Source organism: Okeania sp. SIO2B3 (assembly GCF_010672525.1).
Taxonomy (GTDB): Bacteria; Cyanobacteriota; Cyanobacteriia; order Cyanobacteriales; family Microcoleaceae; genus Okeania.
Window position 1 is genome coordinate 1 of record NZ_JAAHGH010000139.1, and the last position, 15,424, is coordinate 15,424.

General features: G+C 36.3%; 11 protein-coding genes. 7 read left to right on the top strand and 4 right to left on the bottom strand.

Annotated elements, in window-relative coordinates; all coding sequences use genetic code 11:
* Positions 1-815: 815 nt before the first annotated feature.
* The 3 genes from F6K15_RS34655 to F6K15_RS34665 all read right to left on the bottom strand — a co-directional run bounded on the left by F6K15_RS34655 (position 816) and on the right by F6K15_RS34665 (position 2,445).
* The gene (locus F6K15_RS34655) at positions 816-1,124 is read right to left on the bottom strand and encodes a 2Fe-2S iron-sulfur cluster-binding protein (RefSeq protein ID WP_293070168.1); all 309 of its coding nucleotides are present in this window, start codon (positions 1,122-1,124) and stop codon (positions 816-818) included.
* Between the two features lie 67 nt (positions 1,125-1,191).
* Positions 1,192-1,485, bottom strand: coding sequence for a ferredoxin (locus tag F6K15_RS34660; protein ID WP_293070170.1), 294 nt, complete (start codon positions 1,483-1,485; stop codon positions 1,192-1,194).
* A 669-nt stretch (positions 1,486-2,154) separates the two neighbouring features.
* The gene (locus F6K15_RS34665; protein WP_293070172.1) at positions 2,155-2,445 is read right to left on the bottom strand and encodes a 2Fe-2S iron-sulfur cluster-binding protein; all 291 of its coding nucleotides are present in this window, start codon (positions 2,443-2,445) and stop codon (positions 2,155-2,157) included.
* A gap of 308 nt (positions 2,446-2,753) precedes the next feature.
* Here F6K15_RS34665 and F6K15_RS34670 point away from each other — a divergent pair, with 308 nt between their 5' ends.
* The 7 genes from F6K15_RS34670 to F6K15_RS34700 all read left to right on the top strand — a co-directional run bounded on the left by F6K15_RS34670 (position 2,754) and on the right by F6K15_RS34700 (position 14,457).
* Positions 2,754-3,758, top strand: a complete 1,005-nt coding sequence (locus tag F6K15_RS34670) for a Gfo/Idh/MocA family protein (protein ID WP_293070173.1) — start codon at positions 2,754-2,756, stop codon at positions 3,756-3,758.
* A gap of 751 nt (positions 3,759-4,509) precedes the next feature.
* Positions 4,510-5,391, top strand: coding sequence for a radical SAM protein (locus F6K15_RS34675; RefSeq protein ID WP_293070175.1), 882 nt, complete (start codon positions 4,510-4,512; stop codon positions 5,389-5,391).
* A gap of 491 nt (positions 5,392-5,882) precedes the next feature.
* Positions 5,883-7,211, top strand: coding sequence for a photosystem II assembly protein (locus F6K15_RS34680; protein ID WP_293070177.1), 1,329 nt, complete (start codon positions 5,883-5,885; stop codon positions 7,209-7,211).
* A gap of 27 nt (positions 7,212-7,238) precedes the next feature.
* The gene (locus F6K15_RS34685) at positions 7,239-7,481 is read left to right on the top strand and encodes a hypothetical protein (RefSeq protein ID WP_293070179.1); all 243 of its coding nucleotides are present in this window, start codon (positions 7,239-7,241) and stop codon (positions 7,479-7,481) included.
* A 527-nt stretch (positions 7,482-8,008) separates the two neighbouring features.
* Positions 8,009-8,464 carry an ion transporter gene (locus F6K15_RS34690; RefSeq protein WP_293070181.1) on the top strand — a complete coding sequence of 152 codons (456 nt, stop codon included), beginning with the start codon at positions 8,009-8,011 and terminating at the stop codon, positions 8,462-8,464.
* Between the two features lie 617 nt (positions 8,465-9,081).
* Positions 9,082-9,474, top strand: coding sequence for a RidA family protein (locus tag F6K15_RS34695; protein WP_293070183.1), 393 nt, complete (start codon positions 9,082-9,084; stop codon positions 9,472-9,474).
* A 1,284-nt stretch (positions 9,475-10,758) separates the two neighbouring features.
* On the top strand, positions 10,759-14,457 hold the full coding sequence (locus F6K15_RS34700; RefSeq protein WP_293070185.1) for an adenylate/guanylate cyclase domain-containing protein: 3,699 nt from the start codon (positions 10,759-10,761) through the stop codon (positions 14,455-14,457).
* A gap of 197 nt (positions 14,458-14,654) precedes the next feature.
* On the opposite strand, the gene F6K15_RS34705 is transcribed toward F6K15_RS34700, so the two are convergent.
* A partial coding sequence (locus tag F6K15_RS34705; protein ID WP_293070187.1) for a calcium-binding protein occupies positions 14,655-15,424 on the bottom strand: 770 nt, incomplete at its 5' end.

Consider the following 15,424-nt stretch of genomic DNA (forward strand, 5'->3'; position numbering starts at 1 on the left):
AGCATTCCTGTGCAAAACCCCCTAACTCTAGTTTTCAAGGTGCAAACGCTACAAGTTAGGTAGCTATAGGTTTTTAGAGCGGTTGAATACCTTTGCGCTTTTATAAGTATAACATAAAGTTGCCCTACAAGGGCGAGGCTTTAAACCCAATTTTTCGGTAAAATTAACGCACCCAACTGGACTGACACAACTAAAATTTTGCATTATATCATGTCTGGTTAAACAGTTATAAATAAATAGCGACGGAGTCCTCAGGAGTCAACCCACCCGCGGGCCCCTCCCAGGAGCAGGGTCTATTTATTGTCACCAGAGAAAAAAGGAAGAGGGGGAAGAGGGGGAAGAGGGGGAAGAGGGGGAAGAGGGGGGAGAGGGGGAAGAGGGGGAAGCACAGGAACTCAAAAAAATATAGGGTTGTAAATATTCTCGCAAGGAAGAGGGGGAAGAGGGGGAAGAGGGGGAAGCACAGGAACTCAAAAAAATATAGGGTTGTAAATATTCTCGCTACGACAAAGAATTAGCCCTGCCTCCCAGGAGGGGAGGGGAAGGACCGAGTCAGGAGGGAAGGAAGAAGAACTGGAGTTGAAGGAAAAAGTTTTTTGGTCGCGTAAGCGGAACGGAGTTCGATCACGCTCTTATCCGGACATGATATTAGGCGTAGGTTGGGTTGAGGAACGTTAGCGAAGCTTATCCTAACGGATAAGCTCTGCTAACACTGCCGTACCGCTACTTGGTGTGCAAGCTACAACCCAACCTACATTTTTAGGGGTGTCAGTCCACTACGCTGTCTAATATTTATTTGACAAACACTCTCTCAACTACCCAAGTGCCTCTTCTTGGTGAGTCGTAACGGTGCAGTCTTTTTTAGGGTAAGCAATACAAGTTAGCACATATCCTGCTGCAATTTGATCGTCCTCCAAGAAAGAGCCATCACTTTGATCTATAACATCATCTGCGTTACCTTCTACCTTTCCTGCACAGCTCGAACAAGCACCAGCACGACAGGAGTAAGGTAGGTCAATACCTGCTTCTTCAGCAGCATCAAGGATATAGGTATCATCATCACAGTCAATAGTTTCGTTGAGTCCTTCTTCTTCATTTATTAGAGTAACTTTGTAGGTAGCCATATAATTTTCCTCTCAATAATTAATTAGACAATTTTTTTGATTTTTTATTGACTCGAAGCTGCTAACTTTAGTAAAGTTCTTCTTCTTTGTGGGTTTCAATTGTACAATCAGATGTAGGATAAGCTACGCAAGTTAAAACATATCCCGATCCGATCTGATCGTCATCTAAGAATGACTGATCGCTTTGATCTACTGTACCCTCTAATATTTTACCAGCACAGGTAGAACAAGCACCAGCACGACAAGAGTAGGGTAAGTCAAGTCCCTTTTCTTCTGCTTCATCAAGAATATACTTGTCATCAGGACAATCAATTTCTTGCTCTCCATCTGGAGTTTTCAGTTTTACTTTATAGCTTGCCATTTTACACTCCTTTATTCAATGGCTTCGTCTCTATCCCACAGAACAAAAGGCCTTATTGGTTCTAGTATAGAGTTGTACTCATTTTCAAGGCGATATAGCTGACTCGTGGTGGTTGAAGTCAGTACCTCATTGATTGATTTTACAGTGTAGTTTTACCTCAGTTAATTAGTGCCTGGCTTTCCTACTAGAATGCTACGCATTTTTTTCACTGAGATAAAAAACTTGTAAAATTAAAAGCTAAACTTTCCTGACAATGTAAGATTTGCAGGGTTAACTCAGACCTATAAATGCTCAAACAGATATCCACTAGAAAGATAGTGATCGGCATTTATAATTTCATCTCGATCGCTGATACTCATTTTCTGGGATTAACATGAACATTAGTAGAGGTAAATTACTCAAACAAGCAACACACCTAAGTTACTAGGAGTTTAAGCTAGCTGATTAATTACCTCAAACAAGAGCAGTCATTAAAAGGTATGCGTTGATAGTCAAACGATCGTCAACTATTACCAATAGGACTTACGCACTACAAGATATTTTCGTCATTGCAACCAATAAGGTTTGGGGAGCAGTCCGAAACGGAAAGCAATCTCAAATCCCAGTTTTTCGTACCTCATGCGTAAGTCCTGACCAAAAAAAATTAATTAATTTGCTCTCGTCTACTACTTATAGGTCGTCTTCCTTATGAGTTTCAATTTTACAATTAGATGTAGGCTTGGCCACACAAGTTAGTACCCATCCTTCTTCAATCTGATCGTCGTCTAAGAAAGACTGATCGCTTTGATCCACTGTTCCTTCTACAACTTTGCCTGCACAAGTGGAGCAAGCACCAGCGCGACAGGAATAGGGTAAATCTATTTCTAGATCTTCAGCAACATCAAGAATGATCTCATCTTCAGGACAATCAATTACTTTTTCACCATCTGGTGTAACTAGAGTAACTTTGTAAGTGGCCATTTAATTTCCCTCTTTGTTAGTTTGGTCTATATATAATTTCAACTTATACAAATCACAAGGCTTGATTAGCCAAATTATTTGTACTTGTTTTATTTCCATCTTTGATATTAAGGGAAAAAATCAATGTTGTAAAACAAATTAGGCAAAAAATTACTATAGAATTTGTTATAAATAATTCTAATTTAATTCTGATTACTTATACCTGATTGGACAACAACCCTCAGACGGATGTTAAAAAATATTGAAGTATAGTACGACCATTGGCATATACAATCTAAAATATAAGTTTTTGATTTTTTATTTTAACTATGACCCAGACAAATCTCTCTTCCTCTTTATGCCCCACTATGCCGATCGGAGTAGGTATTGTTGGTACTGGTTATGCTGCTAAGGCTAGGGCTGAGGCATTGAAAGCAGATACGCGATCGCTCCTAGTTGCAGTTGCAGGTCATACCCCGGAAAAAACGGAGGAATTTAGTCAAACCTTCCAAGTCCAGAATACAGCTTCTTGGCAACAATTGGTAAAACGAGAAGATTTGGATCTAGTTATCATTTCTACTATTAATAGAGACCATGGAACCATTGTTCGTGCAGCTCTAGAAAATGATAAACACATCATTGTGGAATATCCTCTTTCCCTAGACTCAAATGAAGCGGAATCATTAATTTCTCTAGCAGCTAAGAAAAATAAGCTATTGCACGTCGAACATATTGAGCTTCTTGGTGGTCTTCATAATGCTATCAAACAATCTTTATCAGCTATTGGTAAGGTATTCTACGCTCGTTACGTTACAATCAATTCTAAACAGCCAGCACCTGTAAAATGGACTTATCACCCTTCATTATTTGGCTTTCCTTTTATGGGAGCGCTTTCTCGTTTGCATCGGTTTACTGATCTATTTGGTCAAGTTGATAATGTCAGTTGCCAAAGTCAGTTTTGGTACACTGAAGCAGACATTTACAATGCTTGTTTGTGTACTGCCCAGTTAAGATTTAGCAATGGTATTTTAGGGGAAGTTATATATGGCAAAGGTGAAAAATTTTGGCTTTCAGAAAACATTTTTACTCTCTACGGCGAAGCAGGGACATTAATTTTTACTCCTAAACAAGGTCAACTATTGCAGGGAGAAAAAACACAAATTATAGAAGTGGGCGCGCGACGTGGTTTGTTTGCCAAAGATACAAAAATGGTAATTGAACATTTACTGGAGGGAACTCCTTTATATGTAACTCCAGAAGCAAGTTTGTATACCCTAAAAGTTGCTGAGGCGACTAGAAAAGCATCAGAAATAAATAAAGTTATTAATCTATAAAAGATCAAGGAGTCAGGAGGACCGAGTCAGGAGTCAGGAGTCAACCCACCCCTCGCCCCTCCCAACCCACCCCTAACCCCTCCCAGGAGGGGAGGGGAAGAAAGAAGAAGAAAGAGAAAGTTTTTTGGTCGCGTAAGCGGAACGGAGTTCTATCGCGCTATTATCCGGACATGATATAAGTTCACAACTCATAGCTGAATGCTGTTTGCGCAGCATTCCGTAGGAAATGCTTACAACAACAGAGCTGGGAATTTAAAATAGACATCTCCTATAATAAAAAATAAAATCAATTATCACACAGAATTTATCAGTTCTTTCCCCCTACTGCCTAGTGCTTCTTTTATGGAATAGTTTTGTTCTAATTAAATTAAAATTTAGATCATTTTCAACAAATTTTTTGTTGATTTTATTTATGAAAATTTTAGCCTTGAAAATACTGAATTAATCTGGAACTTTGGTAATTTAAAAAAAACATTTTTATCATTTAATATGTTATATCATGTTCCCCCTCCGGGGGAGCTACGCTAACGGATAATCAGTTATAATAAAATTTAAGGACTGATAGTACCGACAGTACCAAAGAAATACTGAAATTATCAATACCCCATCTCCAATATTTCCTATGTATTCCTCCTTTTTTACCCTCCCCTCCTGGGAGGGGTTAGGGGTGGGTTTACTCCTGAATTCCTCTCCTGGGAGGGGTTTACTCCTGACTCCTCACAACAGTTATTTATTAAGTATTCAACCGAACATGATATTAGTAGTTAGTGAAAAAATTGGCAGTGCAGATGTTTACGCACAAAACGCTAAATCGATATTAAATAAAGCTAGTGGTTTTATTAAAGCTTATGACTTTACTTTAAATCCATATCGTGGTTGTCAATATGGTTGTAGCTATTGTTATGCTGCAGCTTTTAGCCCTAATGAAAAAATGAGAGATGAATGGGGAAAATGGATTTTTATTAAAGAAAATGCTGCGGAAGTTTTAGAGAAAGAATTATTGAAATGGGAGAAGAAAAATCCTGTTAAAGCTCCTAGTATTTATATGAGTAGTGTAACAGATCCCTATCAACCGATAGAATCTAAAACTCAACTAACTCGCAGATTATTAGAAGTAATGTTGGAATATCGACCAATTTTAGTTATCCAAACTCGTAGCCCGATGATAACTAGAGATATTGATATTTTACAGCGATTTAAACATCTAAGAATTAATATGAGTATTCCCACTGGTAGTGAGAAAGTCAGAAAAGATTTTGAGCCTCAAACTCCTAGTATTAAAGCTAGACTTAATGCTATGAAAAAAATTAAAACAACAATTAATGATTTAACAGGTTATTTGCCTAAACTTTCTATTACTATTACTCCTTTACTGCCGACCTTACCAGAAGAACAAGAAAATTTTATTAGACAACTAAATTTTGTAGATAGAGTTGTAATTCAAGAGTTTCATGCTAGTCATAAGCGATCGCTCATAGCAAGCACCCGTAATGAGGCTATAGATATGAAAAAAAAGTATAGTTGGTGGTACAATAATGAAAATAAAAATTATCAAAGCTTCAAATCTCAGTTAGTAGAAATACTGAGTGATGTAGAAATTAAAGAAGGTCAGGCAGGATTTACTTATGAATAATTAAATCGCAAATTTTTGGTATTTTCTCAAGTTTTAATTAGCCCTAAAACAAGGCAAAAATTATCAAGCTAATCAAATATTCAAAGCTATTGAAAATTCAACAGCTAAATTATCGCCCCTAGAAAAGTTTGATAGGGAAATGCTTACAAAGTTTCAGGAATATTTACATCAGAAATTACGCAAATTGACTTTTAAACCACCATCTGTAGGGGCGAATGGTATTGACTAACGTCAAGCTCCGCTAACGCCCTCCCCATCTGTAGGGGCGAATGGTATTTGCCCTCCCCATCTGTAGGGGCGAATGGTATTGACTAACGTCAAGCTCCGCTAACGCCCTCCCCATATTTAGAGTCTCTGCGTAAGTCCCGTACATAACAAAGATAGAGAAATCAACAGTTTAATCTAGGGATAAATTCTCAAAATTTCCCCGATTAAGTTAATACAAATACTCAATAATTGAGGAATCAAATAATTTCAGGCAGAATTGACTAATGAATAATTACATCACAAATTTTTGGCGTTCTCTCAAGTTTTGGTTTGCCCTAAAACAAGGCAAAAATGCTCAAGCTAATCAAATATTTAAAGCTATTGAAAATTCAGGAGCTAAATTATCGCCCCTAGAAAAGTTGTATCAGGATAAGCTAAAGTTTCAGACATCTTTAAATGACAAAGATAGAGAAATCAAAAGTTTAACCGAACATTTGAGAAAAGCTGTTTATAAATTAGATGAATTAGAATTAAAGGTTGATTTTTACGAGCCAGTAATTAGACGACTTGATGACTATATATTGACCCCAGAACCAAAATTTATTGAGTTTGTCACGAAGAGTTTTCAGTTAATTGAAAAAGATGAAATTTTATTGCAATGTACTGGAATATATGAACGGATATTTGACGATTTTGAATCAAGTTTGGCAGAGTATATACAGGAAGAAATTAATAGAGTTCCCCAACAAAAACGAGTATCAGAATTGCAAGCAGCGATCGAGGATATGAAATTATTAAAGCGTAATATAGATCCTGATTATGCTTTTAATTTTACTCCTTATGTTTATATGATGAAATATTTTCCCGATCATGTATATTCTAGTTATTTAGCTTGGTTTCTAGTATATAAATCTGGATTATTACCTACAAAACTTAATATTCTTGACATCGGTGCTGGTCCGGGAACAGTTGCTTATGGATTGGCTTTATTTCTGCAAAGTAGTAGTGGTTTTTTCTCCCCTCCTCCAATGCACATTTGTTACTATTCTTTGGAAAAACAAGCTCAATTTCAGTATCGAGGTCTTCAGTTTTGGCGACAATATATAGAACAACAAAGAATGCCAACTAATCTTTATTTTCGATTTGATACAACTGATATATTTTCGTACAACGAGCAATCGAAAGTTTTGCCACAAAGCTTTTTTGACTTTATAGTTATTTCTCACTGTTTATTTGCTAACAAAGCAGAAAAGAAAAAGTCTTTCGATGTTTATCGAAAAATATTTCAGGACAGTTTGAGTAGTGATGGTTATGTAATGTTAATTGTTCAAATAAAAAGATTATTCGGATTTTATAATATGCAGCCCAAAGAAGATATTATCCAAGAAAAAAACTTGCTTGAAAAGTTAGTTGAGGAATTAGGGTTAAAACTGGAGTGGTATAAATATGTTACTGCAACAGGAATCAGAGAATCTCATAGAGATTTTTTGAAGTATGCTAATGAAAAATTACCTCCTCAAAAATATATGAGTCCACTTAAATGTCAATATCTTGGATTAAATCATAACTCAAATTATGGATTAGATGACTATATAATTCTCTGCAAAAAATAAAAATAACTCCAAAACTTATCTAGAAAAATGCTCTACAAAATCAAACGTCGAATATTTAAAATTATTGAGCTAGATAATCCCGGAGATACTTACAGTAAAACCTTCAAAATATGCATCATCACATTGATTTTTCTGAGTATTCTAGTTGTAATTATCTCCACAGTAGAAGAGATTTATCAGCCATACCAAATCTGGCTAGATAACTTTGAACTAATATCAGTAATTATATTTACCATAGAATATATTTTACCGAAAAAAATTATGGTTTAAAACCTCCCCTTTTAAAAGGATAAAAGTGGTCTAGTGATGGCGAAGAAACCTCTCCATACCCAATCGACCAAGAGAAGAAAAAATTTCCTTTTAGTCAATCCTATCCGTTTTAAAAGAGAGGTAATTATTAATTATTAATTATTAATTATTAATTGTTGAAGGGTTTGGTCATCCAATGTTTCTCCTGGATATAAAAATCCAGTATGGGGAAGAATACGATTTATGCTTAAACCTTTAGCAATTATTGATTTAATCGCAATTCTTCCATTTTACTTACCTTTATTTTGGCAAAATCTAATATTTACCGAAGAATTAATAATTAAATAATTAAATAATTAAATAATTTAGGTTTAAAGCCTCCCCCTTTCAAGGGGAAACAAGCGGTCGTTAGCGCAGCTTCCCGAAGGGTGGGATGGCGAGGTCTCCTCGCCATCCCTCGACCAAGAGAGAAAAAATTTTCCTTTTATTCAATCCTATCCGTCTTAGGGAGAGGTAATTATCAATTATCCATTATCAATTATCAATTATTGAATCGTTCGTTTCGCTTATTTAGAATCTTTCGGTTATTCAAAATTAGTAGATATTCAAGTACAGTAAAATTATTTGGTAAAGTTATCAAGTCAAAACAAGAAGAGATAGTTATTACTTTATTTATTGCTTTAGTTTTATTAGTAACTTCTGCCAGTTTAATTTACTTCGCTGAACATGAAGCTCAACCAGATGATTTTCCTCATATTCCTGCTGCTATGTGGTGGGGAATTGTTACCTTAACTACTGTAGGTTATGGAGATGTTTATCCCATTACTCCTTTAGGTAGATTTTTAGGGGCGATCGCTGCATTAGTAGGAGTTGGTATATTTGCTTTACCAGCAGGTATAGTTGCTTCTGATTTTACTGAAGAAATAGAAAAAAAACGGGCTTCAAATCAACATAAAAAATCTATAATTTGTCCCCATTGTGGTCAAAAAATAGATGAAGAATAGCAAGATTATGACAGTAATATCATGTCCGGTTAAATACTTATAAATAATGACGGAGGAGTTATGAGTCAACCCACCCCTAACCTCTCCCAGGAGGGGAGGGGAAGTCAGGAGTCAGGAAGAAAAAAGAATGAACAGAAGAAGAAAGTTTTACTATCACTAATTAAGCAGACATGATATAACTACATTGACATACTCCCGCCGCCCGTGCTTGAGCGACAACGCGGGATTCTTCAACCCGCACGCGGAGTTACAGTTTATACAGAGGTGATGCCCTCCCCCTGTGTTCTTATATTATAACATGGTCGCTTTCCCATACGACATTCCCTTGCAGGAGAACGCGGGACTTCTCGCTATTTTTTGTTAAAGTTGAAAAAATAGACTTTACTTATGTAATATAGCACTACAGATTTAGGTGTTTGACACTACTAAACCTTGTTTGCGGAGCATTTCCGCAGGAAAAAGTTAGTCAGAGATTACTTTTAACTTTTAACTTTTGACTTTTGACTTTTGACTTCTAACTTGCGCGTAGCGCTATAATTCCAAGTGGTGAAATGTATCAAGCTGAAAATTTCAGCCACTAACACCAAACCATAACCAACTAGCAACAAAAACAAAATATGACAACCCGTAAAATAATCAAAACTGACAAAGCTCCCGAACCAGTTGGCCCATATAATCAAGCGATCGCTGCCACAGGTCAAATGATTTTCGTCTCCGGTCAAATAGCGATCGACACTAAAATCAACCAAATAGTCTACACCGACGATGTAAGTAAACAAACAGAACAAGTTATGGCAAACCTAGAAGCTATACTCACCGCGGCAGGTGCCACTTGGTCAAATGTTGTCAAAACAACCGTGTTCCTCAAAGATATGAACGACTTTGCCACAGTCAACGCTATTTACGGTAAATACTTCGACCCCGAAAATGCCCCTGCCCGTGCCTGTGTTGAAGTTGCTCGCTTACCCAAAGATGTACTTGTAGAAATTGACTGTATTGCAGTACTATAAAAAGTTTGGCGTTGGTTAAAAGAGGTATGATATCATGTCCGGATCAGAGCGCGATAGAACTCTGTTCCGCGCTCCGCGTTAACCTGCGTTGTGCGCCAGCAAACAAAAAAACTTTCTGCTTCTTTCTTCCCTCCTGACTCCTCCGTAGTTTATTTATAAGTAATCAACCGAACATGGTATAAGTCCTAACTAATAACTACTGAGGCAGACTTGATATCAAAGGAAGATTTTCTCTAGAGTGCATATATCCAAAGCTTCTCCGCTAATATCAAATACCCTCGGGTTCGGTATAAAAAAATGTTCCATCACAAGCGCCATTGCCAAATCTTTCAAGATTTCCCCCTCCTGGGAGGGGGAGGGGCGAGGGGTAGCTCCCCATCTCCCCACACTCCCCACCTCCCCTAATATTCCCCCAAGGTGGTTGCGTTAAATATTTTTGAAAGTGAAATTGCTAAAAAAGTAGGAAATTGAATAAAACTACATCTCACTACTATGAGAAATGTTACAATAATTGGTGTTGTTGACTACAAGGTTTTAACTCGCCGATCATCCCAATATGAAGTAGATTTCTACTAATCTAAGTAGTAGTAGATACCTAAAAATAATTCTGATATTTTTATCTCTTATAGAGTTTTTGCTTATTGCCAGAATATTGTCTATACAACTACATTTAAGATTATCATATATCAAATTTAATTAATTGGTTATTTGATAAAGTAACAATTTATTTCAGAAAAATGGCCAAATTTTGACATTAAGATATGAGAGTGTTAGAATATCATCAGCTTTTTGGCTATCATAGGGCATCTTCATGTGTAACCTTCTTAAAATAAGGAATACACAGATATCAAACCAGGAACAAAACATCGTCATTCATACAAATTATATCAGGAAATGTCTACTAGATTGGTGAATAGATTGGTAGATAGCTCCCTGGCATCTAACAATGATTCATCTAAATATAAACAATTGTTAAATTGTCACCTTTCTCAATTTAATTAATTTTTAGCATGGATGCTTTGAAAGCAGAAAATAGGAGGATTTAAAGGAAAAAATTTTTAATATTCTCAAATTATTCCAGTCCACCCGACCCAAATTAAAACTACTATGATTGTAGGAGATGTCTAATAATTAATATTTGTCGTCAACAGTTAGTATTAATTGATAATAACGATTATATTTATTGTCCGCAAATTAAATAGGAATCAAGACAACTTTGTCCCAAAAGGTACACTATTAAATATAAATTAATATATTCCTAGATCATCATAAACTTTGAAAATTATGAATGACCAAGATAAAACTAAAGAGGAATTGATTCAGGAGTTGATTGCTCTACGCCAAACTGTTAGTGAACTAAAAAAAGCAAACTCAAGTTGTATCTTAAATGAGCATCAGTTAAATCTCATCATCGAAGACCGCACTGCAGCACTCAAAGAATCAAACGATCGTTTAGTACAAGAAATTGTTCAACACCAGCAAGCAGAAACAGCTCTGAAAGCAGCTCAAGAACAATTACAAACAGTTTTGGCAGCAGTACCTGGTACAGTATCTTGGGTTAGTTCAGATTTACGCTACATAGAAGTTAATCATCAGGTAGCTGAGATGTTTGGTATGCCCACAGAAGAATTTGCGGGCAAAAGTATTGGTTTTTTAGGAGCAGGTTCTGAGTTTAATGACTTTCTACAAAAATTTTTTGAAAGTTCAAATTTAGAAACAAGTCGTGAAATTACATCAATAGTTCATGGAGAACCTCGCAGCTATTTGGTTGTAGCAGAAAAGTACAACAAAAACCAAGCTGCTTTTGTGGTAGGTATAGATATTACAGAACGCAAACAAGCAGAAAATGAGCTAAGAAATGCTAAAGAACAGTTACAAACAGTATTAGCAGCAGTACCAGGAACAGTATCTTGGATTAGTTCGGATTTATGTTATATAGAAGTTAATCAAAAGTTAGCTGATATTTTTGGTATACCCAGAGAAGAATTTATGGGTAAAAATATTGGCTTTTTAGGCACAAGTTCTGAATTTAATCAATTTGTTGAGAAGTTTTTTGCCAGTTCTGAATCTGAAATCATAGGTGAAATAGTATCACAAATTCATGGAGAACCTCGAAATTATTTGATTGTAGCAGAAAAATATAATCATAATCAAGCAGCATTTGTCGTTGGTATTGATATTACCGAACGCAAACAAGCAGAACAAAATCTTTTAGCAGCTAAAGAACAACTCGAAACAGCATTGGAAGCAGTTCCGGGAATGGTTTCATGGATTAATTCAGATTTAACCTATATTGAAGTCAATCAACAATTAGCTGATATCTTTCACCGACCGCGAACAGATTTTGTCGGCAAAGATATTGGTTTTATAGATAAAAGTTCTGAATTTAATAACTTAATTCAAGAATTTTTTGAAAGTTCTCAGCAGGAAATAACTTCTGAGATTATTTCAAATTACCAAAAGAAAACCAAAAATTATTTAATTGTTGCTCGCAAATATAATTATAATCAAGCCGCATTTGTCGTTGGTATTGATATTACTGAACGCAGACAAGCTGAGTCAGACCTGGGAGCAACTCAAGAACAGTTAGGAGCTATTTTAGAAGCAGTACCAGGAATTGTTTCTTGGATCAGCTCAGATTTACACTACTTGGGAGTTAATAAACATTTAGCAGAAACTTACAATCTACCGAAAGAAGCTTTTATTGGTCAAAATATTGGCTTTCTCAAAGCCAGTGAAGAATTTACTGAATTTATGGGCCAATTTTTTACCAGTTCTGCTCAGGATGACTGTAGAGAAGTATCTGCTCATGTAAATGGCGCTGCTCGGAATTATTTAATTGTTTCCCAAAAATATTCTGAAGGAAAAGCAGCTTTTGCTGTAGGTATTGATATTACCGATCGCAAAGATGCAGAAGCAGCACTAAAACAAGCAGAAGAAAGATATCGTACTATCTTTGAAAATGCCGTCGAAGGAATTTTCCAAGCAACTCCCGATGGCTACTTCATAAGTGTTAACCCCGCATTAGCTAGAATTTATGGCTATGAATCTCCTGAAGAGATGATGACTAACCTTACCTCCTTACAACATCGACTTTACGGTAACCCAGAAAGTCGCTCTCAACTTATACAAACTCTACGAGAGCAAGATGTTGTAGTTAACTATCAGTCACAAGTTTATCGCCGAGATAGTAGTCTGATCTGGACTTCTGAAAATGCTAGAGCTGTGCGAGATCGAGATGGTAGGTTAATTCGTTACGAGGGAACTGTTGAAGATATTACAGAGCGCAAACAAGCACAAGAAGCCTTGCAAAGAGCTAATCAACAGTTAGAAACAAAGGTTGAGGAACGTACTGCTGCTCTCAAAGAATCAAATCGTTTGTTAATGATGGAAGTTACAGAGCGTCAACGAGTAGAAAACGCCTTACGAAAATCAGAAGCGGAACTGCGGGTTTTGTTTGAGGCAATGACTGATGTAATTACTGTCTTCGATGCTAAAGGTAGATATGTCAAAATCTTATCTACTAATTCAGAAGTGTTATATAGTCCCATCAATGAATTGATTGGTAAAAGTGTTTATGAAGTTTTACCTCCTCAGCAAGCAAACCTATTTATGATTAATATTCAGCGGGTACTGAATACACGTGAAACTGTTAATATCGAATATAGTCTACTTGTAAATCCACAGAATGGCAATGTTCAAAAGCCTAACTCTCTATGGGGAATCTCATGCAAAGTTCCTAATTACAAATCTTCTAGTTCCCTTCCCTACCCCCATTCTCCTCTTCCTAATCCTAATGAAATTTGGTTTACTGCTAACATTTCACCATTACCAGATAACTGTGTAATTTGGGTAGCGCGTAATATTACAGAACGCAAGCGGGTGCTAGATGCTCTACAACGAGCAGAGGAAAAATATCGTAGCATTTTTGAAAATACTGCAGAGGGTATATTTCAAACTTCCGCAGAAGGATATTTCATTAGTGCAAATCCAGCTTTAGTCAAGATGTATGGTTGTTCCTCGGAAGCAGAGTTGAAAAATCTAATGACTGACATTGCCCAACAACTATATGTTAAGCCAAATCGTCGCTCTGAGTTTATTGCTGCCCTTGAAAAAGATGGTTCTATATCATCCTTTGAATCAGAAGCTTATCGTGTTGATGGTACTATAATCTGGATTTCTGAAAATGCTCGTGTAGTTCGTAATGTTGAGGGAGAAATACTTTACTATGAAGGTACAATTCAAGATATTACAAAACGTAAGTCTGTAGAGAGTGCGCTACGATTAGAACAAGAAAAATCTGACCGTTTATTGTTGAATATTTTGCCTGCGAAAATTGCCGAAAAATTAAAACAAAATCAACATCCAATTGCTAAACGGTTTGAAAATGTGACGATTTTGTTTGCTGATATTGTCGATTTTACTGGTTTTTCAGCTCGGATATCTCCTAATCAATTAGTTGATATGCTCAATCGAATTTTCTCAGCTTTCGATCAATTGACTGAAAAACATGATTTAGAAAAAATTAAAACTATCGGAGATTCTTATATGGTCGTTGGTGGTTTACCCGCAGCTAGAGACGATCATGCAGAGGCGATCGCTGAAATGGCAATAGATATGCAGCAGGCCATTCCTAAGTTTTTAAATGACTTGGGAAAACCTTTCCAAATTCGGATTGGTATTAATACTGGAACTGTTGTAGCAGGAGTAATTGGTACTAAAAAGTTTATTTATGATTTGTGGGGTGATACAGTTAATGTGGCATCTCGAATGGAAGCAAGTGGAATACCTGGAAAAATTCAAGTTACCGAAGCTACTTATCAACTTTTGAAATATCAATATTTATTTGAACCACGGGGAAATATTGCGGTTAGAGGTAGAGGAGAAATGATTACTTATTGGCTTCAAGGTAGAAGGGGAAATGGTGAAAAAAATCTGGTCTTATCAAACAAAAATCATGTGCTTGACAGTCGAGTAGACTAATATCATATCTAGTTAAATATTTACAAATGAAGTGGCAAATTGGAAGAACTGGTAGACTTACCTGGTATTTAGATAAAAGAAGGTTTTGGTAGTCCTGCTATAGTAATGGTAGATGGTGGCTAAAATGCTCACCATACCTTTACCAAAATCATGAAATGCACCACTACCATAAAATCAATTCAGGCCAAATTAGAGGTTTATACAAAAGAAAAATCACTGCTATTCAAATCCATATTTCTAACATTATTGACAATACCAACCAAATCATCATTATTGTAAATAGCAGTTCCTTTTGGCAATCCAGAAACATCTTCTCCTAATGTATAGTCACCAATACTTCCCGGTAATTGAATTTGATCGCCTTCAGCACTATTGAAAGTATCGATCCGAGCATAATCGTTTATACCATTTCCAGTGTAGTACACTTGACTATTATCACCCAAGATAAATAGATCGGCATCAGCATTACCCCGCAAAATATCTATCTGATTATAACCAGGTTGAGCAGAAGTTATATCTACTCCTGTAAGAGTATCCATACCTCTTCCACCATTGAGGATATCGTTACCAGAACCACCATTGAGGATATCGTTACCAGAACCACCATTGAGGATATCGTTACCAAGACCACCATTGAGGATATCGTTACCAGGACTAGCTTTGAGTATATCGTTACCAAGGCCACCATTGAGGATATCGTCACCACTATTCCCAATAAGTATATCATTGCCACCTTCGCCGTTGATAACATCGTTATCTGATCCGCCACGCATATAGTCGTTATTGTCACTTCCATACATAGTGTTATTAGGTTCAGGTGGAGTTTCATCCACATTACTTACATTAATAGTTAACTGTTGCTCAAAACTTTCACCCCCAGCATCAGTAGTTCGCACAGTAATATTATGATTCGCAATACTTTCAAAATCTAACCCAGAACCATCAGCAACTACTATTTGGTCTCCAT

Excerpts from the sequence above, each read along its gene's own strand:
- F6K15_RS34655 (WP_293070168.1), bottom strand. The coding sequence starts at position 1,124 with ATGGCTACCTACAAAGTTACTCTAATAAATGAAGAAGAAGGACTCAAC.
- F6K15_RS34660 (WP_293070170.1), bottom strand. The coding sequence starts at position 1,485 with ATGGCAAGCTATAAAGTAAAACTGAAAACTCCAGATGGAGAGCAAGAA.
- F6K15_RS34665 (WP_293070172.1), bottom strand. The coding sequence starts at position 2,445 with ATGGCCACTTACAAAGTTACTCTAGTTACACCAGATGGTGAAAAAGTA.
- F6K15_RS34670 (WP_293070173.1), top strand. The coding sequence starts at position 2,754 with ATGACCCAGACAAATCTCTCTTCCTCTTTATGCCCCACTATGCCGATC.
- F6K15_RS34675 (WP_293070175.1), top strand. The coding sequence starts at position 4,510 with ATGATATTAGTAGTTAGTGAAAAAATTGGCAGTGCAGATGTTTACGCA.
- F6K15_RS34680 (WP_293070177.1), top strand. The coding sequence starts at position 5,883 with ATGAATAATTACATCACAAATTTTTGGCGTTCTCTCAAGTTTTGGTTT.
- F6K15_RS34685 (WP_293070179.1), top strand. The coding sequence starts at position 7,239 with ATGCTCTACAAAATCAAACGTCGAATATTTAAAATTATTGAGCTAGAT.
- F6K15_RS34695 (WP_293070183.1), top strand. The coding sequence starts at position 9,082 with ATGACAACCCGTAAAATAATCAAAACTGACAAAGCTCCCGAACCAGTT.
- F6K15_RS34700 (WP_293070185.1), top strand. The coding sequence starts at position 10,759 with ATGAATGACCAAGATAAAACTAAAGAGGAATTGATTCAGGAGTTGATT.